This window comes from Bradyrhizobium sp. Leo170, from assembly GCF_004296405.1.
Taxonomy (GTDB): Bacteria; Pseudomonadota; Alphaproteobacteria; order Rhizobiales; family Xanthobacteraceae; genus Bradyrhizobium.
This window is the reverse complement of record NZ_PSRR01000007.1, coordinates 1-19,652: the sequence shown is the minus strand read 5'-3', so window position 1 is coordinate 19,652 and position 19,652 is coordinate 1. Positions and strand designations below refer to the sequence as shown.

At 63.1% G+C, this 19,652-nt stretch carries 18 protein-coding genes; 12 read left to right on the top strand and 6 right to left on the bottom strand.

From position 1 onward, the window contains the following. Nucleotides 1-55: 55 nt before the first annotated feature. Nucleotides 56-1,207 carry an ABC transporter ATP-binding protein gene (locus CWO89_RS02635; RefSeq protein WP_130577118.1) on the bottom strand — a complete coding sequence of 384 codons (1,152 nt, stop codon included), beginning with the start codon at nt 1,205-1,207 and terminating at the stop codon, nt 56-58. A 165-nt stretch (nt 1,208-1,372) separates the two neighbouring features. Then, nucleotides 1,373-2,512, bottom strand: a complete 1,140-nt coding sequence (locus CWO89_RS02630; RefSeq protein WP_130577117.1) for a cobalamin-independent methionine synthase II family protein — start codon at nt 2,510-2,512, stop codon at nt 1,373-1,375. Between the two features lie 184 nt (nt 2,513-2,696). Between CWO89_RS02630 and CWO89_RS02625 the strand changes: the two genes are divergently transcribed. Together CWO89_RS02625 and CWO89_RS02620 are read left to right on the top strand one after the other, a co-directional pair. Further along, nucleotides 2,697-3,632 (top strand): LysR family transcriptional regulator, encoded by a 936-nt coding sequence (locus CWO89_RS02625; protein ID WP_130577116.1) that lies wholly within the window; start codon nt 2,697-2,699, stop codon nt 3,630-3,632. After that, a complete protein-coding gene (locus CWO89_RS02620) occupies nt 3,629-4,276 on the top strand; it encodes a DapH/DapD/GlmU-related protein (protein WP_130577115.1) in 648 nt (215 codons plus the stop codon). The genes CWO89_RS02625 and CWO89_RS02620 overlap by 4 nt, the downstream gene beginning before the upstream one ends. A gap of 48 nt (nt 4,277-4,324) precedes the next feature. On the opposite strand, the gene CWO89_RS02615 is transcribed toward CWO89_RS02620, so the two are convergent. Further along, nucleotides 4,325-4,828 carry a hypothetical protein gene (locus CWO89_RS02615; protein WP_130577114.1) on the bottom strand — a complete coding sequence of 168 codons (504 nt, stop codon included), beginning with the start codon at nt 4,826-4,828 and terminating at the stop codon, nt 4,325-4,327. 266 nt (nt 4,829-5,094) lie between these two features. Here CWO89_RS02615 and CWO89_RS45660 point away from each other — a divergent pair, with 266 nt between their 5' ends. The 7 genes from CWO89_RS45660 to CWO89_RS02585 all read left to right on the top strand — a co-directional run bounded on the left by CWO89_RS45660 (nt 5,095) and on the right by CWO89_RS02585 (nt 11,550). After that, complete coding sequence (locus tag CWO89_RS45660) at nt 5,095-5,265, top strand: hypothetical protein (protein ID WP_165420963.1); 171 nt, start codon at nt 5,095-5,097, stop codon at nt 5,263-5,265. After that, the gene (locus CWO89_RS02610; RefSeq protein ID WP_130577159.1) at nt 5,258-5,497 is read left to right on the top strand and encodes a cysteine rich repeat-containing protein; all 240 of its coding nucleotides are present in this window, start codon (nt 5,258-5,260) and stop codon (nt 5,495-5,497) included. Before CWO89_RS45660 ends, CWO89_RS02610 begins: the two co-directional genes overlap by 8 nt. 196 nt (nt 5,498-5,693) lie before the next feature. Continuing rightward, nucleotides 5,694-6,572: a squalene synthase HpnC gene (hpnC, locus tag CWO89_RS02605; RefSeq protein ID WP_130577113.1), complete on the top strand. Its 879-nt coding sequence runs from the start codon at nt 5,694-5,696 to the stop codon at nt 6,570-6,572. Continuing rightward, the gene (gene hpnD / locus CWO89_RS02600) at nt 6,569-7,408 is read left to right on the top strand and encodes a presqualene diphosphate synthase HpnD (RefSeq protein WP_130577112.1); all 840 of its coding nucleotides are present in this window, start codon (nt 6,569-6,571) and stop codon (nt 7,406-7,408) included. Before hpnC ends, hpnD begins: the two co-directional genes overlap by 4 nt. A gap of 6 nt (nt 7,409-7,414) precedes the next feature. Further along, nucleotides 7,415-8,671 (top strand): hydroxysqualene dehydroxylase HpnE, encoded by a 1,257-nt coding sequence (gene hpnE / locus CWO89_RS02595; RefSeq protein WP_130577111.1) that lies wholly within the window; start codon nt 7,415-7,417, stop codon nt 8,669-8,671. A gap of 168 nt (nt 8,672-8,839) precedes the next feature. Further along, nucleotides 8,840-10,801, top strand: coding sequence for a squalene--hopene cyclase (gene shc / locus CWO89_RS02590; protein WP_130577110.1), 1,962 nt, complete (start codon nt 8,840-8,842; stop codon nt 10,799-10,801). Continuing rightward, the gene (locus CWO89_RS02585) at nt 10,798-11,550 is read left to right on the top strand and encodes a phosphorylase (protein WP_165420962.1); all 753 of its coding nucleotides are present in this window, start codon (nt 10,798-10,800) and stop codon (nt 11,548-11,550) included. Before shc ends, CWO89_RS02585 begins: the two co-directional genes overlap by 4 nt. Nucleotides 11,551-11,720: 170 nt before the next feature. On the opposite strand, the gene hpnH is transcribed toward CWO89_RS02585, so the two are convergent. Both hpnH and ispH read right to left on the bottom strand, forming a co-directional pair. After that, nucleotides 11,721-12,881 carry an adenosyl-hopene transferase HpnH gene (hpnH, locus tag CWO89_RS02580; protein ID WP_130577109.1) on the bottom strand — a complete coding sequence of 387 codons (1,161 nt, stop codon included), beginning with the start codon at nt 12,879-12,881 and terminating at the stop codon, nt 11,721-11,723. 34 nt (nt 12,882-12,915) lie between these two features. Then, nucleotides 12,916-13,842: a 4-hydroxy-3-methylbut-2-enyl diphosphate reductase gene (ispH, locus tag CWO89_RS02575; protein ID WP_130577157.1), complete on the bottom strand. Its 927-nt coding sequence runs from the start codon at nt 13,840-13,842 to the stop codon at nt 12,916-12,918. A 442-nt stretch (nt 13,843-14,284) separates the two neighbouring features. On the opposite strand from ispH, the gene hpnN reads away from it, so the two are divergent. Beyond that, nucleotides 14,285-16,903: a hopanoid transporter HpnN gene (gene hpnN / locus CWO89_RS02570; protein WP_130577108.1), complete on the top strand. Its 2,619-nt coding sequence runs from the start codon at nt 14,285-14,287 to the stop codon at nt 16,901-16,903. Here hpnN and CWO89_RS02565 read toward each other — a convergent pair. Beyond that, nucleotides 16,844-17,548: a DUF2147 domain-containing protein gene (locus tag CWO89_RS02565; RefSeq protein WP_130577107.1), complete on the bottom strand. Its 705-nt coding sequence runs from the start codon at nt 17,546-17,548 to the stop codon at nt 16,844-16,846. The two genes, hpnN and CWO89_RS02565, sit on opposite strands and share 60 nt — an antisense overlap. A gap of 104 nt (nt 17,549-17,652) precedes the next feature. Here CWO89_RS02565 and hpnO point away from each other — a divergent pair, with 104 nt between their 5' ends. Continuing rightward, nucleotides 17,653-19,044: an aminobacteriohopanetriol synthase HpnO gene (gene hpnO, locus CWO89_RS02560; RefSeq protein WP_130577106.1), complete on the top strand. Its 1,392-nt coding sequence runs from the start codon at nt 17,653-17,655 to the stop codon at nt 19,042-19,044. Nucleotides 19,045-19,070: 26 nt separating this feature from the next. Next, nucleotides 19,071-19,592, top strand: a complete 522-nt coding sequence (locus CWO89_RS02555) for a GFA family protein (protein ID WP_349644859.1) — start codon at nt 19,071-19,073, stop codon at nt 19,590-19,592. Nucleotides 19,593-19,652: the final 60 nt, after the last annotated feature.

Here is a 19,652-nt window from a genome sequence, read left to right as displayed (position 1 = left end):
CAGGGGCGTGCGTGCGGCCGGCGTGGCGACGACGGCAGTGTCGATGGTTGCGGCGTCAGACAATGGCCCGCTCCCGCACGCGCTCGGCATGCTCGATCTCGACCTCGATCCGCTTGCCCTCGGGGTCGAAGGCGCGCACCGCGTCCGTCGCGAAGCCGAATGAGACCTGCGTTGCGATCGGCGGCAGCCGCCTCGGGTCGTCGATGCGCGCCACGAGACGCGCGTCACTGCCGTTGACGCCGAGATGCACGAACGCTTCCGAGCCCATGTTCTCGGCGTGTACGACGTGGCCCGAGAACGGCCCGCTGCCGAGCTCGATCCGCTCCGGACGCACGCCGATCCGGCAGGGGCCAGGCGCGGTAGCGCTCGTCAACCGCAGCGCAAAGCCGAGCGCCTCGATGCGGCCGTCGTCGCGGATCCGTCCGGGCAGGATGTTGATCTTCGGGCTACCGACGAATTCGGCGACGCGTATGTCGCGCGGGTTGTCGTAGATGTCGGCGGGCGTGCCGACCTGTACCAGCTCGCCGCCGATCATCACGGCGATCCGGCTCGACATCGTCATCGCCTCGGCCTGGTCGTGGGTGACGTAGACGAAGGTGGTGTTCAGCCGCCGGTGCAGTTGCGCGAGCTCGGCGCGCATATGCACGCGCAGCTTGGCGTCGAGATTGGACAGCGGCTCGTCGAACAGGAAGGCCACCGGCTGGCGCACGATGGCGCGTCCGACTGCGATGCGCTGCCGCTGCCCGCCCGACAGTTGCGCCGGCTTGCGGCCAAGCAAATGTGCGATTTCGAGCTGCTCGGCGACCCCTGCCACATCCTCGCGGATGCCGCGTTCCTTGCGGCGCCGGCTCGGCAGCAGTGCCCCGACGAGCGGCAGGCGCTCGATCGCCGAGAGGCGCCGCATGCGCAAGGGCACCGCGATATTGTCGAACGCGCTCAGGTGCGGATACAGCGCATAGGACTGAAACACCATCGCAAGGTTGCGCGCGCTCGGCCTGATGCCGTCGGCGGCGACGCCGTCGATCCTGACTTCGCCGGCGCTCTGCGGCTCAAGACCCGCGATCACGCGCAGCAACGTTGATTTGCCGCAGCCGGAGGGACCGACCAGCGAGATGAACTCGCCATCCTCGATCCTGAGGTCGACGCCCTTCAGGATCTCCGTGCCATCAAAGGATTTGCGGACAGCGGAAAGCTCAATTTTCGCCATTCAATCTATTCCTCAGGCTTTGGTCGGCTGCGCTAGCGTTAAGGAGCGCATCTGACGCTCGCGTGACGGATTGAAATACTTCTCGAGCCGAATACCGGCTTCCCGTGCGGTAAATCGCCGCCCGCATCGATCGTCGGCGACGCGATGCGAGATCGATCGCGTTCGTCAGTTCTTCCAAAGTCGCCGTGACGCGATCTCGGCGCCTTGCACCAGCGCTTCCAGCTTGCGCCAGGCGATCTCAGGATCGACCGTGTGCAGCGTCGCGAAGCTTGCGAAGCCGCAATCCGTGCCCGCGATCACGCGCTCGCGCCCGACCATGCCGGCATAACGTTCGATGTGCTGCGCCACCACTTCGGGGTGCTCGATATAGTTGGTGCAGGTGTCGATCACGCCCGGCACCAGAATCTTGTCATCGGGCAGCGGGGTCTCGGCGAACACGGACCATTCATGCGCATGCCGCGGATTGGCAGCCTCGATCAGCAGCGCAGCCGGTCGAACCTTCAGGATCAGGTCCAGGATCTCGGACAGTTCGATGTCGTGATGATGAGGAGATTCGTAGTTGCCCCAGCACAGATGCAGGCGCATGCGTTCGGGCGGAATGTCGCGTAGCGCGTGATTGAGAATTTCGATCAGCATGGCGATCTCGTTGCGGAAATCGGCAATCGTCGCCGGCGTGGCGCGGAAATGCCGGCCAAGAGCGAGGTCCGGGCAATCGATCTGCAGCAACAGGCCGGCGGCCACGATGGCGTCGTACTCGCGCTTCATCGCCTCTGCGAGAGCTTCCAGATATGCGTCCTGCGAGGCGTAGTACCGATTGGGCATGTAGTGCGCCATGATTCCTGGCGACGACGCACTCATGAACGCGCGCTCGACCTTTGCCGCATCGAGCGCGACCTTCAGGTTGCTGATGTCGGTCGCCAGGGCGTCTGCGCCGACGTAACTCACCGGTCCGACGCAGGCCGGCGTCTTGATGTCGAGCTTGACGCGCTGCGCGAAGTTCGGAAATTCCGACAGTTCGGAAAGCGCCAGCGGCTGATCTTCGCCCTCGAGGCCGGTCATCCGTTCGCGTGCGTATGTCGCGTAGGCATATTTGCTCATCTCGCCATCGCAAACGATGTCGATGCCAAGCTCGGCCTGGCGACGTACGACCGACGTCACGGCGTCTTCGATCGCACCCGGTAATTGTCGCAAACCGCTCGGGTCGAGTTCGTGCTTCTCCCGGCGCAGCAGCATCGCCTCCAGTTCGGGCGAGCGCGGCAGGCTGCCGACATGGGTGGTCAGTATCCTGGAAGCGCCTGAGTGCATGTCGTTCCTCCTGGCCTTGGTCACGAAAGATCGGGCGTCGGTCGTTGAGCGCACCATCGCGGTGCGGTCCCCGTTCGATTTCGGATCGGCGCTGCAGTAACCAGCCAGATTAACGTCACCGTGACGTCATATTAGCCATGCTAATGGCGAGAGCAGCGCAGGTTGTGGTGGCGAGTTCGGCCCTATGCGGGCAAATCCTTATCAGATCAGCGCCTTCACCCAGTCGGCACGGGAAGGCAGTTTCACCCGTGCGGCGGAAAAGCTTGGCGTCACCCAATCGTCGGTGACCCAGCACGTCGCAAATCTTGAACGCACGATGGGAACCAAGCTCTTCGTACGTCGCCGCGACGGACTGGAGCTGACGCGCGCCGGTCGCGAGCTGTTTGCCGTCTCGGACAGGCTGCGCAACCTGGAGCAATTGATCGAGGAGAAAGTCGCCAACTACAGCGAGATCGCCGCGGGCCATTTGAGCGTGGTTGCCAACGCGCCGCGGCCGGCGATGCCAGTGATCGCCCGCTATGCGACCCTATTCCCGCGCGTTCAGATCGAGTTCACGCTCGTGAGCTGGACACTGGCAATGCAACGTTTGCGCGAACGCGCCGTCGATGTCGCCATCGTCACCGAGCCGGTGATCGATGAGCAGCTCTATAGCCTGCCGTTGGCGAGGACGCGCTACCACGCCTATGTGCGTCGGGACCATCGATTTGCACGCCGCAAGAAGCTCTCGCTGCGCGACCTCGCGGAGGAGGCGGTGATCGTGCCCGAGGACGGGTCTCTGACGCAGCGCCTGCTGCATCAGAAATGCGGTGAACTCGGCATCACCCTGACGCGTCTTGTGAAGACCACCACGTTTCCTGTCGTGAAGGAGGCGGTGCTGCATGGGATCGGCGTCGGCCTGCTGCTTGATGACAGCATGTCGGCATCGAGTGAGCTGATCGGCATTGAGATCACCGACATGAACGAGACTTACGCGAATTATCTTCTCGCTCCGGTCGACAAGCGCGAGCTGCGCTTCGTGCGAAGTTTCATTGACGTCGCCCGGGAGGTGCTGGATATCGGAAATGAAGTTGAGGGGCGGGACCAGGTGCCGCTCTCACGAAACAGGAAAACAGCAAAATGAATGAAGCGCCGCGTCCGCGCCCGAAGATCGCCGAGACCGTCATCGAGCCGACGGTCAAGCTGCGCGAGAGCACCATCGGCAAGTGCTGCGAGATACTCGGCGATACCTCCGTCGAGTATTCGGAGCTCGGCGATTTCTCCTATCTCGGCCCTGGTTGCATGGTCGGCGATGCCGAGATCGGCCGGTTCTGTGCGATCGCCGCGCAGGTCCGGATCGGCGCACCGAACCATCCGATCGACCGTCCGTCGCTGCACCGTTTCACCTATTGCCCCGAATATTACTCCGAGACGGCCGAGCGTGATCGCGCCTTCTTCGCCGAGCGGCGGGGCGATCGGGTGGTGATCGGCAACGATGTGTGGATCGGCCACGCCGCTATCGTCCTGCCCGGTGTTACGGTAGGGGACGGCGCGGTGCTGGCGGCAGGCGCCGTGGTGACGCGCGATGTGGCGCCTTATACCATCGTCGGCGGCGTGCCGGCCCGCCAGATCCGCGAGCGGTTCAATCGCAAGATCGCGGCGCAGCTTGCACGGATCGCCTGGTGGGATTGGCCGTTCGAGACGATCATGGCGCGCCTCGGCGAATTCCAGTCGACCGACATCGAGGCCTTCTGCGCGCGCTGGGACGGTGCTGCGACAGTGTCGTAGCCCGGGTTACGCTGTCGCTTCACCCGGGCCACAGAATTCGCGGCTGTATCAGCCCTTCGTCAGGGTGATGTTGACGCCGCGGATCTCGCCCTTGGAATCGATCTGCACGACCTGCCTGTTGCCGTGGGCGCGCAGGTTCAGCGTGGCGGCGAATCCGGACGCCTCGACGAACACCTCGATCTGGCCACCGCCCGCGGTGCCCTGCAGGTTGCCGAAGATGTTGCGGCTCCTCTCGCTCCAGTTGCCGGAGATGCGCTCACCCTGGCTCGTCACGTCGCTGGAGAGGTCGAACTTGTAGCTGTCGCTGGCGCAATTCAGGCTCTGCTTCAGGCCAAGCCCGGTGGCGTTGACCTTGTAGCTGGCCTTGCACCGGATCCGTTCGGTGGTGCCGTTGGAGAGCGCAACGGTGCCCGAACCGCTCCATGATCCGTCAAAGCCGGCGAATGGTCCCGACGATTGGGCGTTGCCCGTGCCGGCCGACAACATGACCACCGCGCCAATGCCGGCCGCTGTGATCGCGCGACCGAACAAGCCCAAACCAAACCGCTTCATTGTGAGTTTTCCCATCAAAAATCGACGATCTTCTTCAAGATACGCCTCGCCGCATCGAACACTTAGTGTTGATCGCGATCCCACAGGTTCAAACGACCCACCCTGCCTGTCATAGCCGGTGGAATCGAGTGAAACACGCCATTTTTGTTCGACAGAATCAAGAAGCATCTCACTTCATGTCTGTCCATCCGATATCGGCATCTGCGCTGCAACAGTCTGTAGCGAACCGTGATTGGAAAAAACTTCTTGGTTTTTCAACCGATTAGATGGCCCTTTACAGCACCGCAAATTTGGCCGCATTTAGCGGCGCTTGTCCTTTCTTCGTCGCTTTGCTACGCGGCGGCGCAAATCCCAACAAATCCATGCCGGGTTCTGCCGAAACGCAACTTCCGGAACAGGGTTTTTTGCTGTCGGAAATGAAGGAATATGATGCGTAAAGTTCTATTGGCCCTCACGCTGTTGTCGATCCCGCTTTCATCTGACGCCTTCGCCCAGCAGCAATCGCGCAGCGGCACGCCGGAGGAACAGAAGGCCTGCACCCGCGACGTTCAGAAGCACTGCCGCGCGGTGATCGATCAGGGCGATTTCACCATCCTCGCCTGCCTGAAGGAGAACCGCACCAAGATCAGCGCGGCCTGCGACCAGGTATTGAAGAGCCACGGGCAGTAACACCGTATTTTGCACGCGAAAAATAGCCGCAAGAGAGCCTGTGCCCACTGTGTGATATTGGGCACAGGAGCCACGCGCTTTACCCATACAGCATTGGTTTTGGTCGCGTATTCCCCTATATGGGGCACGCAATCCACCGCATGTGCGCAACTTCTGGCGCATGCGCCTTAGCTAGGGCAAATGTGGCCGGTTCCTGATGACAAGCGCGAGCGAACTGCGATCCGGGAAGACCCACCGCGACGAGAATTTTCCGGTCGCGTCGTGGATCATTCATCCGCGTCACCGCGCCCTGATCCTTTCCTTCTATAATTTCGTCCGTACCGCCGACGACATCGCCGACCATGCAACGTTGCCGGCGGACGAAAAGCTCCATTATCTCGACCTGCTCGAGAAAGAGCTCTTGGGCGAAGGCGACACCCAAAAGGAAGCCGTCAATCTGCGCCGTGCACTCGCCGAGCGTGCGATGCCGCCACGCCACGCGCTCGACGTGCTGGTCGCGTTCCGCATGGACGTGACGAAGCTGCGCTACGAGAACTGGGACGAGGTGATCCATTACTGCCGGTACTCGGCGATGCCGGTCGGCCGCTTCATGCTCGATGTCCACGGCGAGAGCACGTCCACCTGGGCTGCCTCGGACGCGCTGTGCGCGGGCTTGCAGATCAACAACCACCTGCAGGATTGCGCCAAGGACTACAAGAATCTCAACCGCATCTACCTCCCGCGCGATGCGCTGGCCGCATCCGGCGCCACCGTCGAGATGCTCGGGGAGCCGAAGTCTCCAGCGCCGCTGCTGCAATGCCTGCAGGCTCTGGCGGTGCGCACCGAGGCGCTGCTTGCCGAAAGCAAGTCGCTTGCCGTCGAGGTGAAGGATTTGCGGTTGGGCCTGGAGATATCCGTGATCCAGGCATTCGCCGACAGGATCGTGAACATGCTGAAGGTGCGCGATCCCCTCAGCGAGCGCGTGCATCTCAGTCCGCTCGCAATGCTCGGTTCCAGCCTCGGCGGCGTCGCCGGCGAGTTGGCTCGCCGCGCCGTTGGGCGCCGGCCGGTGTCAAAAACGGCGGCCGGCGCATGAGCGTTGAGACGGCGGCGGCCAACGCAGACTATGGCACCACCGCGTCCGGCAGTTCGTTCTACGCCGCGATGCGGATCCTGCCACGCGCGCAGCGCGATGCGATGTTCCAGATTTACAGCTTTTGCCGCCAGGTCGACGACATCGCCGATTCCGACGGCCCGCGCGACGAGCGGCTGGCCGCGTTGCAGCAATGGCGCGACGATATCGATGCGCTGTATCAGGGCAATCCGCCGCCGCGGCTCAAGGACTATGTCGGCTCGGTCAGGTCCTTCGGCCTGAAGCGCGAGGACTTTCTTGCCATCGTCGACGGCATGGAGATGGATGTGCCGCAGGACATCCGCGCGCCCGACATGGCGACGCTCGATCTCTATTGCGACCGCGTGGCGAGCGCCGTCGGCCGGCTCTCGGTGCGGGTGTTCGGCCTGCCCGAGGACGACGGCATCCAGCTCGCGCATCACCTTGGCCGCGCGCTGCAGCTCACCAACATCCTGCGCGACGTCGATGAGGATGCCGGCCTCGGCCGGCTCTATCTGCCGCGCGAGATGCTGTTGCATGCCGGCATTACATCTGACGACCCCCAGCGGGTGATCGCCGAGCGCAACTTGCCGAGAGTGTGCCTGCCGCTGGCTGAGCGCGCGAAAAAACATTTCGAGAAGGCGGATGACATCATGAAGCGTAATTCGCGGCGCGCGGTGCGCGCGCCACGGATCATGTCGAAATATTATCGCGCGATCCTCGATCTCCTGATCGCCCGGGGTTTTGCAACGCCACGCGAGCCCGTTCGCGTCGGCAAGATGCAAAAGATCGGCATTCTTCTTCGTTACGCGTTCATCTGACATCTGATGCAAAAGACCGTTCATATCATCGGCGCCGGTATTTCCGGCCTCTCGGCGGCCGTTCGGCTCGCCAAAGCGAACTACATGGTGCACGTCCACGAGGCGACGCAGCAGGCCGGCGGCCGCTGCCGCTCTTATTTCGACGCCGCCACCAATCTCACCATCGACAACGGCAATCACCTGTTGCTGTCCGGCAACCGCCATGCGGTGGCCTATGCAAAGTCGATCGGCACCGAGGCCGGGCTGGTCGGGCCGGAACGCGCGAAATTTCCCTTTGTCGATCTTGCAACCGGCAAGCGCTGGGAACTCGATCTTGGCTCTTCCCGCTTGCCGCTCTGGGTGTTCGACGAAGCGCGCCGCGTCCCCGATACGGGCTTACGCGACTACCTCGCGCTGGCGCCACTCGCCTGGGCCGGCACCGACAAGCGGGTCGGCGATACCATCGCATGCAAGGGCACGCTGTACGATCGTCTGGTGCAGCCGCTGTTGCTCGCCGCGCTCAATGTCGACCCGCCCGAGGGCTCGGCGGGATTGGCCGGTGCGATCGTACGCGAGACGCTGCTTGCCGGCGGCGAGTCCTGCCGGCCGCTGATTGCGCGCGACGGATTGAGCTCGGTCTTGATCGAACCCGCGGTGAAGCTGCTGCAGGAGAGGGGTTCGAGCGTGCGGTTCAGCCATGAGCTGCGGCAGTTCGGCACGGTGTCCGATCATGTCAGCGAGCTGAAATTCGGCGACGACATGATCGATCTTGCGCCTACTGACGCGGTGGTGCTCGCAGTGCCGCCGCGCGCTGCGGCATCGCTGGTGCCGGGTCTGAAGACGCCGACCAAATTCCGCGCCATCGTGAACGCGCATTTCCGCTTCGATCCGCCGCCCAATGCCGCGCCGATCCTAGGCGTGATCGGTGGCCTCGTCGAATGGTTGTTCGCGTTCCCGCAGCGGCTCTCGGTCACGATCAGCAATGGTGATCGTCTCGTCGACATGCCGCGCGAGGAACTGGCACAGGCGATCTGGCGCGATGTCTGCAAGGCCGCCGGCATTTCCGGCGAATTGCCGCCTTTGCCCGCTTGGCAGATCGTGCGCGAGCGCCGTGCCACATTCGAAGCTACGCCGGAGCAGCACGCTCTGCGGCCCGGCGCGGTCACGGCCTACAAAAACCTGTTTCTCGCTGGCGATTGGACTGATACGGGATTGCCGGCAACGATCGAGGGATCGGTGCGGTCCGGTGACCGTGCCTCCGATCTGATCCTGGGCGGGTCTTGATCATGCTGCGCGAGCCGCAGAAGCGCGCTACAGCATGATCCGGAAAAGTGGAAACCGGTTTTCCCTCGCGACAAACGCGAAGCGTTTGCGCGGAGATCATGCTCAAACAAGGAGATGAGATCATGATCCGATTCCGGATCATGATCTCAGAAGGAGAAATCGAACAAGATGGATGCCGTCAACGATACCGCCACCGTCGATCCGGCCGCACTGGAGAAGAGCATCTCTGTAGCGACCGAGGCGCTGCTCGGCCATCGGCAATCCGACGGACATTGGGTGTTCGAACTCGAGGCCGACAGCACGATCCCGGCGGAGTATGTGCTGCTGTGCCACTATCTCGGCGAGCCCGTCGACAGCGTGCTGGAGGCGAAGATCGCCAACTACCTCCGCCGCGTGCAGGGCGCCCATGGCGGCTGGCCATTGGTGCATGACGGTCCGTTCGACATGAGCGCAAGCGTGAAGGCCTATTTCGCGCTGAAGGTGATCGGCGATTCCATCGACGCGCCGCATATGGTGAAAGCGCGCGAAGCGATCCGTTCGCGCGGCGGAGCGGCGGCGAGCAACGTCTTCACCCGCTTCCTGCTGGCGCTGTTTGGCGTCGTGACCTGGCGCGCGACGCCGGTGCTGCCGGTCGAGATCATGCTGCTGCCGATGTGGTCACCGTTCCACATCGCCAAGATCTCTTACTGGGCGCGCACCACGATGGTGCCGCTGATGGTGTTGGCCGCGCTGAAGCCGCGGGCCAAGAACCCGAAGGGCATCGGCCTCGACGAACTGTTCCTGGAGGATCCCAAGTCGGTCGGCATGCCTCCGAAGGCGCCGCATCAGAGGTGGGGCTGGTTCCTGCTCTTCCGCGGGCTCGACAGCGTGCTGCGCGTGGTCGAACCGCTATTCACGAAGAGGCTGCGCCAGCGCGCGATCGATGCCGCGCTCGCCTTCATCGAAGAGCGGTTGAACGGCGAAGACGGCATGGGCGCGATCTATCCGCCGATGGCCAACATCGTGATGATGTATGACGCGCTCGGCAAGGACGAGAACTATCCGCCGCGTGCCGCCACGCGGCGCGGCCTCGAGAAGCTGTTGGTGATCCGCGAGAACGAGGCCTATTGCCAGCCCTGCGTATCGCCGGTGTGGGACACTGCGCTGACGTGCCACGCGCTGCAGGAGGCCGGCGGCGAGGACACCATTACCAAGGCCAAGCAGGGGCTCGACTGGTTGAAGCCGCGGCAGGTGCTCGATTTCAAGGGCGACTGGGCGGTGAAGGCGCCCAACGTCCGGCCGGGCGGCTGGGCGTTCCAGTACAACAACGACCATTATCCCGACCTCGACGATACCGCCGTGGTGGTCATGGCGATGGACCGGGCGCGCCGCTACAACGGCACCAAGGAGTACGACGCGGCGATTGACCGCGCCCGCGAATGGATCGAGGGCTTGCAGAGCCGCGACGGCGGCTGGGCCGCCTTCGACGTCAACAACCTCGAATATTACCTCAACAACATCCCGTTCTCCGACCACGGCGCGCTGCTCGATCCGCCGACCGAGGACGTCACCGCGCGCTGCGTCTCGATGCTGGCGCAGCTCGGCGAGACCGAAAAGACCAGCAAGGCGGTTGCCGACGGCGTCGCCTATCTGCGCCGCACCCAGCTTGCCGAAGGTTCCTGGTTTGGCCGCTGGGGGCTGAACTACATCTACGGCACCTGGTCGGTGCTCTGCGCGCTCAACGCCGCCGGCGTCGACCATCAGGACCCGATGATTCGGAAGGCGGTCGACTGGCTGGTGTCGGTCCAGAATCAGGACGGCGGCTGGGGCGAGGACGCCGTCAGCTATCGGCTCGACTATCGGGGCTATGAGGTCGCGCCTTCGACCTCCTCGCAGACGGCATGGGCCTTGCTTGCGCTGATGGCAGCGGGAGAGGTCGAAAACCCCGCAGTTCGAGGGGGGGTGGAGTACCTAAAAAGCACACAGAGCGAAAAAGGACTCTGGGAGGAGCAGCGTTACACGGCTACAGGCTTTCCGCGTGTGTTTTACTTGCGTTATCATGGCTACTCCAAGTTCTTCCCGCTCTGGGCGCTAGCGCGGTATCGGAATTTGCGAAACACGAACAGCAGGGTGGTAGGGGTCGGAATGTGAATCTGGGGGCGGGGGCCGCCGCGACTGTGGGGAAAATGCTGGATCCGCGGCCGGTCTTGATCGTGACGGGATTAGTGCAGGAGGCTCGCATCGCGGCCGGGCCGGGCATGATCGTCATTTGTAGTTCCAGCGATCCGCAGCAGCTTCGCGAGCTATTGGCGACACTCGATTCGTCATCGTTCCGCGGCGTGATCTCGTTCGGCGTGGCCGGCGGGCTCGATCCGGCATTGCGATCGGGTGACGTCGTGGTGGCGACGGAGGTGCTTTCCGGCGACACCCGATTCCTGGCCGATATGGCCTTGAACGAGGAGATGGTTGCCGGCGCCACGTTGAGGCGCCGCAAGATCGTCAGGGGTGGGCTCGCCGGGGTTGAGCAGGTGATTGCGGCCAGGGCCTGCAAGGCGGCGTTGCGCTCGGAAACCGGCGCTGCCGCCGTCGACATGGAGAGCCACATTGCCGCTGCCTACGCGGCCAAGGCGGGCATTCCGTTCGCGGCGCTCCGGGTGATCAGCGATCCCGCCCACCGCGCGCTGCCGGAATTGGCGAAGACCGCGGTCAAGCCGAACGGCGACATCGACCTGCGCAAGGTCCTGCGCGGCGTGGCGCGCAATCCGCTGACGCTGCGCTCGCTGGTCTCGACCGGAATCGACTTCAACCGCGCGCTGCGCTCCTTGCGCGGCTGCCGTGGCTTCCTGCTGGGCGGCGAGACCCTCGTCCCCGTGGAGCCGATGATTCGCTCGGCGGCATAATCACGGAGAGCCGTAGTCCGGGTGAAGCGTCAGCGTAACCCGGGACCGCTCGCAAACGCAGATACAGGCATCCCGGGTTGCGCTTCGCTCCATCCGGGCTACGAACAAAACAAAAGGCTCGACCGTCATCGACGGTCGGGCCTTTTGCTTATTCGATTGTTGCTCGCGTCTTACGCGGCAGTTGAGGCTTTCTGTGCGGCCTTCTGCTGGGCGGCGATCGCTTCGTCGCGGCGGATCTCGGAGAGCTTCTTCTGGACCTGCTCCGAGAAGATGTACTGCGCCGGACGCTGCTTCGTGAGATCGATCTCGGGGGCCATCGGACCCTTGGTGCGGATGCCGCGCATGGAGACCCACATGGCCTTCAGCGGGTTGTTGAGCGCCGCGACCGCCGCGGTCGGCTCGTAGCCGCAATGCGCCATGCAGTCGGCGCACTTCTCATACTTGCCGGTGCCGTAGGAATCCCAGTCCGTGGTCTCCATCAGCTCCTTGAAGGTCTTGGCGTAGCCTTCGCCGAGCAGATAGCAGGGCTTCTGCCAGCCGAAGATGTTGCGCGCCGGCATGCCCCAGGGCGTGCACTCGTATTCCTGGTTGCCGGCCAGGAAGTCGAGGAACAGGCCGGAATGCATGAAATTCCACTTCTTGCCCTTGCCGAGCGCAAAGACGTCGCGGAACAGCTTCTTGGTCTTGGTGCGGTTGAGGAAGTGCTCCTGGTCGGGCGCGCGCTCATAGGCGTAGCCCGGCGACATCGAGACGCCGACGCCGAGTTCGGTGGTGAAGTCGAGGAATTTTGCGATTTCCTCCGCCGGATGGCCGTCGAAGATGGTGGCATTGACATTGACGGTGAAGCCGCGCGCCTTGGCCGCCTTGATCGCGGACACCGCGCGGTCGAACACGCCCTTCTGAGACACCGCCTTGTCGTGATGGTCCTTCAGCCCATCGAGATGCACAGAGAAGAACAAATAAGGCGACGGCTCGAACAGATCGAGCTTCTTTTCCAGAAGCAGCGCGTTGGTGCAGAGCGAGACGAACTTCTTGCGCGCTACCAGGCCGCGGACGATCTCGCCGATCTCCTTGTGGATCAGCGGCTCGCCGCCGGGGATCGCAACCATCGGCGCGCCGCACTCGTCGGCCGCGTCCCAGCATTCCTGCGCGGTCATGCGGCGATTGAGGATCGCGTCGGGATAGTCGATCTTGCCGCAGCCTACGCAGGCGAGATTGCAGCGAAACAGCGGCTCCAGCATCAGCACGAGCGGATAGCGCTTGCGGCCCAGCAGCTTCTGCCTGAGCAGATAGCCGCCGATGCGCAGTTCCTTGAAGAAGGGTATTGCCATTCTTTCTCTCTCGACTCTCACGACCAAGTTTGGGTCAGCCCGCGGTCAGTTCGGCCGGCAGGCGGAATTCGATGTTCTCTTCCCGGCCCGGCAGGACCGACACCTTGACCGGTCCGGTGCGCCGCAACGCCTCGATCACATCGTCGACCAGCACTTCGGGCGCCGAGGCACCCGCCGTGATGCCGACGGTCTTTGCATTCTTCAGCCATTCTGGGTTGAGTTCGCTGCCATCCGCAATGAGGTAACTGGCGACGCCGGCTTCGGTGCCGATCTCGCGCAACCGATTGGAATTGGAGCTGTTGGCGGCCCCCACCACCAGGATGACATCCACCAATTTGCTCAGGTCCCTTACCGCGGATTGGCGGTTCTGTGTGGCATAGCAGATATCCCGGATGTCAGGGCCTTGAATGTCTGTAAACCGGGCCTGGAGCGCCAGAATAATCTCACGTGTGTCATCTACGCTCAGGGTGGTCTGGGTGATGTAGGCGATCGGCGTATCGGCCGACAGCGTCAGGGCGTTGACATCCTCGACGCTCTGGACCAGCAGCACGGGGCCTGGAACCTGGCCCATGGTTCCCTCGACCTCGGGGTGGCCGGCATGCCCGATCAGGATCAATGACCGGCCCTTCGACATATAGCGCTTGCCCTGATTGTGGACCTTGGTGACCAGCGGGCAGGTGGCATTGAGCACCGGCAGGCCGCGTGCGGCGGCCTCTTCCTCGACGCTGCGCGCCACGCCATGGGCGCTGAACACGGTCACCGCGTTCGCCGGAACCTCGGAAAGGTCCTCGACGAAGATCGCGCCCTTGTTCTTCAGGCTTTCGACGACGTATTTGTTATGCACGATCTCATGTCGGACATAGACCGGCGGCCCGTATTTCTCGAGCGCGCGCTCGACGATCTCGATGGCGCGCACCACGCCCGCGCAAAACCCCCGCGGCTGCGCTAGAAAAACCTCCATAGGACGCCCGTTAAGCAAATTGCACCAATCTGATCCGAAAACCCGCGCGGCCGGACATCCTGCAGCCGGCAGGTCCTGCTGCAATATCCGCACCACCAGTTCCTGCACTTAAGCCCACCCCCAAGCGCACGGAAAAAGAGCGCTTTGTGTCAAAAAATGAGCGTCTAGGAAAGCCGGATTACGGAATGGTTATCACTCGGGTCGCCGGTTTAAGGTATTAAAATACCTAAAACTGCGGCATTAATGCCCACCCCATCTCACTTGTTCGTCACTTTATTGCCCGCTGGGGCGGGATATACCGCGCCCAACGCCGTTCCGGCCCGTTTCGACGCTTCTTCGTGAACCAGCGGTCGGGCGGTCAAAACAACATTAGATCGGCCCTGGGAACTCCGCTAGATAGCGGGCGTTTTCGGCGTGCTTCCTGTGATCAGAAAGAAATGAAGTGCTGACACGTATTGTTGTCTCGATTGTTAAGGCGTGCACGCGGTTTGCCATCCCTGTCGTCGTCCTCTCGCTGATATCAGCGGTCGCGGCGGGCTATTACGCGGCGCGCAACTTCACCATCAATACCGACATCAATACGCTGATCTCGCCCAACCTGGACTGGCGCCAGCGCGACATCCAGTTCGAGCAAGCCTTCGACCGCGAGCGCCTGATTCTTGCCGTCGTGGAGGCGCCGACGCCGGAGCTCACGGGCCTTGCCGCCAAGGCGCTGGCCGAGAAGCTCACCGGTGACACCGAGCATTTCGAATCGGTCACGCCGCTCGGCTCCGGCGAATTCTTCGAGAAGAACGGGCTTCTGTTCCTGCCGACCGAGGAGGTCGCCCAGGTTACCGGCGAGCTCGAATCCGCCGCACCCCTGATCGAGATCATGGCCGGCGATCCCTCGATCCGCGGCCTCACCGGTGCACTGGAGACGGGTCTTGCCGGCATCAAGCGCGGGCAGGCCAAGCTCGAGAACGCCGCTCGGCCCTTCAACCTGATCTCGCAGACGGTCGAGGATGTCCTCAGCAACAAGGGCAATCCGACCTTCTCCTGGCGCGAGCTCACCAGCGACAAGCCGCTGACCGATTCGGACAAGCGCGCCTTCATCGAATTCAAGCCGGTGCTCGACTATCAGGCGCTGGAGCCCGGTAAGGCGGCCACCGATGCGATCCGGCAGGCGGCCGCAGACCTGAAATTCGCAAGCGAATATGGCGCGCGCGTCCGCCTCACCGGACCGGTGCCGATCGCCAACGAGGAATATGCCACCGTCCAGGACGGCGCCGTCGTCAACGGCATCGGCACTGTGCTGATCGTGCTGGTGATCCTGTGGCTCGCGCTGCATTCGGCCAAGATCATCTTCGCCGTGTTCCTGAACCTGTTCATCGGGCTTGCGATCACCACCGCCGTCGGGTTGATGATGGTCGGCTCGCTCAATTTGTTGTCGATCGCCTTTGCCGTGCTGTTCGTAGGCTTAGGCGTCGATTTCGGTATCCAGTTCAGCGTCCGCTACCGTTCCGAACGCTTCAAGAACGACAACCTGACGCTGGCGCTGGAGAATGCGGCACGCCGCTCGGCGGTGCCGCTCTCGCTTGCGGCGATGGCGACCGCCGCGGGCTTCCTGTGCTTCCTGCCGACCGACTACAAGGGCATTTCCGAGCTCGGCAAGATCGCCGGCGCCGGCATGCTGATCGCGTTCCTCACCAGCATCACCACGCTGCCGGCGCTCCTGGACCTGCTCAATCCGCCCGGCGAGAAGGAGCCGGTCGGATACGCGTTCCTCGCGCCCGTCGACCACTTCCTGGAGAAGCATCGCGTCGCGATCATCATCAGCACACTCGCGCTCGTGATCGCCGGCCTGCCGCTGCTCTACTACATGAAGTTCGACTTCAACCCGATCAACCTGCGCAACTCGCAGGTCGAATCGATCGCGACGTTCCTCGATTTGAGGCGCGACCCGAACACCGGCGCCAATGCGATCAACGTGATGACGCATTCGGAAGCCGACGCCAGGAAGATCGAGGAGAGGCTGGAAAAGCTGCCGGAAGTGTTGAGCGTCCGCTCGCTCGACAGCTTCGTGCCGACCGATCAGCCGGCCAAGCTGAAGCTGATCGCGCAGGCGGCGAAGATGCTCAACCCGGCGCTCAATCCGGATTCGATCGATGCGCCGCCGACCGACCAGGAGAATGTCGAGTCCCTGAAGAGCTCGGCCGACAACCTCCGCAAGACCGCCGGCGACATCAAGAATGCGGGCGCGGTGGCTGCACGCCGGCTTGCGGATGCGCTGACCAAGCTGGCCGATTCGAATCAGGCGACGCGCGACAAGGCGCAGAACGTCTTCGTTTCGCCACTCAAGGTGGTGCTCGACCAGCTCAGGGACATGCTGCAGGCCCAGACCGTCACTTTGAAGTCGCTGCCGGAGGAGCTGGTACGTGAATGGAAGGCCAAGGACGGGCTGATACGGGTCGAGGTCCTGCCGAAGGGTGATCCGAACGACAATGACACGCTGCGCAAGTTCGCGGCCGCCGTGCTCGCGGCCGAGCCGACGGCGATCGGCGGCCCGGTCTCGATCCTGAAGTCCGGCGATACCGTGGTGAAGGCGTTCATCCACGCCGGCATCTGGTCGCTGATCGTGATCAGCCTGCTGCTCTGGCTGACGCTGCGGCGTATCGCCGACGTGCTGATGACGATCGTGCCGCTTCTGGTCGCGGGCGCCGTGACGCTGGAAATCTGCGTGCTGATCGGGCTGCCGCTCAACTTCGCCAATATCGTCGCGCTGCCGCTGTTGCTCGGCGTCGGCGTCGCCTTCAAGATCTACTACGTCACTGCCTGGCGTCAGGGCAGAACGAATCTGCTGCAATCGAGCCTGACGCGGGCAATCTTTTTCAGCGCGCTGACCACGGCAACCGCGTTCGGCAGCCTGTGGCTTTCAAGTCATCCAGGAACCGCGAGCATGGGTAAATTGCTCGCGCTCTCGCTGGTCACGACTCTCGCCGCGGTGCTGCTCTTCCAGCCGGCATTAATGGGTAAACCGCGCGACGTCCGGAAGGACGCAGATATCGCCGACGACGTCACCTGATGGGGCGGCGGCCGGGGCGGCTGCTGCCTGCTTCTGGCCCGTCTGCTGTTTGGACGACGCGGCCGGCGCGGTGGCGGGAGCCGAGCTTACCGAGCCCGTGGTCTTGGGCGGCGTCTGAGCGGCTGACTGCGCTGCCCCTTTGGGTGCGGGTGCGGCGCCCTTGGCCATGCTGTTGGCAGGGGGCGTGCTGTTGGCGGCGCTGGAGGCAATCGGAGGCCCAACGCGGGTCCAGGTCTCGCCGCCGCAGAGAAAGCCCAGCACGCAGCCTTGAATCTCGAGCTTGTCAGAACCAATTGGCTTGATCGTAGAGCTGTAGAGCTGACCGTCCTTGGCATTATAGACTTGGCCCTCCCACGCATCCGTGCCCGCCTTCTTCTTCATGTCGATCAGGATCGGCATGCCGAGCGTGGGCCGGCTTTGCTTCGCGGCGTCCGGATTCTGCGTATCCTTGCCGCCGGGGGTCTTCTCCCAGGCGACTGCGCCCCAGAGGCTGCCGTTGCATTGTGCGACCCGGATATGGGCGACACCGTCAGCCACGCGCCAGTCGCCGGTCGGATCCGCGGCCAGCGCTGGGACCATTGTGCTCGCCAAAACGAATCCCGAGTATGCTATGGTGCGCGCGAGCTTGGGTGGGCAGTGCAACATGGTCTTACCTGTGCTTAAGTGTACAAGGGCCAAAGCTTGGGGGCAAAACGCCGCATTCGGCGTTTTGAGTTGACGAAATGACCATCAACCGACGTATGTAGCCGATGCTAAGCTCAAATCTAGACGTTTCCGAGATGTTTGTGGAGCGCCAGGCGCAGCGCAGTTCCCTGCACGCGCGCTACTTGAACGAGCAGCTCGTGCGCGTGCTCAAAACCATCGGCTATGACGTCGGCTTTCAAAAAGGGCAAGGCCAATATCTCTTCGATCGTGAGGGGGCACGGTATCTCGACCTACTCAGCGGATTTGGCGTTTTTGCGATCGGCCGCAACCACCCGGCGCTGCGCCAGGCCTTGAAGAGCGTGCTGGATGCCGATCTGCCCAACCTCGTGCAGCTCGATGTGTCCACGCTCGCCGGCATCCTGGCCGAGCGCCTCCTCGAATATGTGCCATATCTGGACAAGGTATTCTTTTCCAATTCGGGCGCCGAGACGGTAGAAGCCGCCATCAAGTTCGCGCGTGGCGCGACCGGGCGGCCCGGCATCGTGTCCTGCTCGCATTCGTTTCACGGATTGTCCTATGGCGCGCTGTCGCTGATGGACGATGCGAACTTCCGCTCCGGCTTCGAGCCGCTATTGCCCGGCTGCACCCAGATTCCGTTCAACGATCTTGCCGCGCTCGAGCAGGCGCTGTCGTCGCGCCAGGTCGCGGCCTTCATCGTCGAACCGATCCAGGGCAAGGGCGTCAACATGCCCTCGGACGAATTCCTGCCCGGTGCTGCGGCGTTGTGCCGGAAATATGGCACGCTGTTCGTCGCCGACGAGATTCAGACCGGCATCGGCCGCACCGGCAAATTCCTCGCCGTCGAGCACTGGAATGTCGAGCCCGACATGGTGCTGCTGGCGAAAGCGCTGTCCGGCGGTCATGTCCCGGTCGGCGCGCTGCTGACGCGCAAGAGCATCTTCGACAAGATCTTCAACCAGATGGATCGCGCCGTCGTGCACGGCTCGACATTCTCGAAGAACGATCTGGCGATGGCCGCCGGCATCGCAACGCTCGACGTCATCAAGGCCGAGAAGCTGGTTGAGCTGGCCGCCAAGCGCGGCGCCGAGCTCCGCCTCGCGCTGACGCGCATGGTGCCAGGCTACGAGCTGATGAAGGAAGTCCGCGGCAAGGGATTGATGATCGGCATCGAGTTCGGCCCGCCGAAGTCGCTGCGCCTGCGCGCATCCTGGAACGTGCTGGAGACCGCGAACAAAGGCCTGTTCTGCCAGCTCATCACCGTGCCGCTGTTCAAGGACCACAAGATCCTGACCCAGGTCGCCGGCCACGGCCTCCACACCATCAAGCTCCTGCCGCCGCTCGTCCTCACCGAGGACGACTGCACCTGGATCGAAAAGGCTTTCGACACCGTGATCGCCGGCAGCCACAAGGTCCCCGGCGCGATCTGGTCGCTCGGCAAGACGCTGGTCGACAACGCGGTGCGCAAGTCGGCCTGATTAATTCTGCGGCTTCCTTAGCCCGGATGAAGCGAAGCGTAATCCGGGATCATGGTCGTTCGCGAACCGGTTCTCGGATTACGCTGCGCTCCATCCGGGCTACAATGCTAAATCACTCTGTCAACGACCTGGGAGCAGATGAAATGCACATTGCAGGCGGTTGTCATTGCGGAGCCATCCGCTACGAGGTTGAAGGCGAAGCCCTTACGCACGCGCTCTGCCACTGCACGGATTGCCGACGTCACGCTGGCGCGCCGATGGTCGCCTGGACGATGTATCCCGCCGCTGCCGTCAAGGTGACCCAAGGGCAGCCCAAGGTCTACGAATCATCCGAGCACGGCCGCCGGCATTTTTGCGCGAATTGCGGCACCGGTCTTTTTTACGTCAATGAGCAGATGCTGCCCGGGATCATTGATATCCAGAGCGGAACCTATGATGATCCTGACGTCGTTCCGCCAATGATCCATGTCCAGGTCGCCGAGCGGATCCAATGGATGGAACGCGCGCACGAGCTGCCCGTATTCGACCGATATCCGCCGCAGCAATAGCAGCACCACGAGGATCCCGTAGCCCGGATGAGCGAAGCGCAATCCGGGAACAATGTCTGG

What these genes read in the sequence shown, in the direction of transcription:
- ispH (WP_130577157.1), bottom strand. Translation starts at nt 13,842, where the DNA reads ATGGAGGTTTTTCTAGCGCAGCCGCGGGGGTTTTGCGCGGGCGTGGTG.
- hpnO (WP_130577106.1), top strand. Translation starts at nt 17,653, where the DNA reads ATGCTAAGCTCAAATCTAGACGTTTCCGAGATGTTTGTGGAGCGCCAG.
- CWO89_RS02630 (WP_130577117.1), bottom strand. Translation starts at nt 2,512, where the DNA reads ATGCACTCAGGCGCTTCCAGGATACTGACCACCCATGTCGGCAGCCTG.
- CWO89_RS02555 (WP_349644859.1), top strand. Translation starts at nt 19,071, where the DNA reads ATGAAGCGAAGCGTAATCCGGGATCATGGTCGTTCGCGAACCGGTTCT.
- CWO89_RS02620 (WP_130577115.1), top strand. Translation starts at nt 3,629, where the DNA reads ATGAATGAAGCGCCGCGTCCGCGCCCGAAGATCGCCGAGACCGTCATC.
- shc (WP_130577110.1), top strand. Translation starts at nt 8,840, where the DNA reads ATGGATGCCGTCAACGATACCGCCACCGTCGATCCGGCCGCACTGGAG.
- CWO89_RS02625 (WP_130577116.1), top strand. Translation starts at nt 2,697, where the DNA reads ATGCGGGCAAATCCTTATCAGATCAGCGCCTTCACCCAGTCGGCACGG.
- hpnD (WP_130577112.1), top strand. Translation starts at nt 6,569, where the DNA reads ATGAGCGTTGAGACGGCGGCGGCCAACGCAGACTATGGCACCACCGCG.
- hpnC (WP_130577113.1), top strand. Translation starts at nt 5,694, where the DNA reads ATGACAAGCGCGAGCGAACTGCGATCCGGGAAGACCCACCGCGACGAG.
- hpnH (WP_130577109.1), bottom strand. Translation starts at nt 12,881, where the DNA reads ATGGCAATACCCTTCTTCAAGGAACTGCGCATCGGCGGCTATCTGCTC.
- CWO89_RS02565 (WP_130577107.1), bottom strand. Translation starts at nt 17,548, where the DNA reads ATGTTGCACTGCCCACCCAAGCTCGCGCGCACCATAGCATACTCGGGA.
- CWO89_RS02615 (WP_130577114.1), bottom strand. Translation starts at nt 4,828, where the DNA reads ATGAAGCGGTTTGGTTTGGGCTTGTTCGGTCGCGCGATCACAGCGGCC.
- CWO89_RS45660 (WP_165420963.1), top strand. Translation starts at nt 5,095, where the DNA reads ATGGCCCTTTACAGCACCGCAAATTTGGCCGCATTTAGCGGCGCTTGT.
- CWO89_RS02610 (WP_130577159.1), top strand. Translation starts at nt 5,258, where the DNA reads ATGCGTAAAGTTCTATTGGCCCTCACGCTGTTGTCGATCCCGCTTTCA.
- CWO89_RS02635 (WP_130577118.1), bottom strand. Translation starts at nt 1,207, where the DNA reads ATGGCGAAAATTGAGCTTTCCGCTGTCCGCAAATCCTTTGATGGCACG.
- hpnE (WP_130577111.1), top strand. Translation starts at nt 7,415, where the DNA reads ATGCAAAAGACCGTTCATATCATCGGCGCCGGTATTTCCGGCCTCTCG.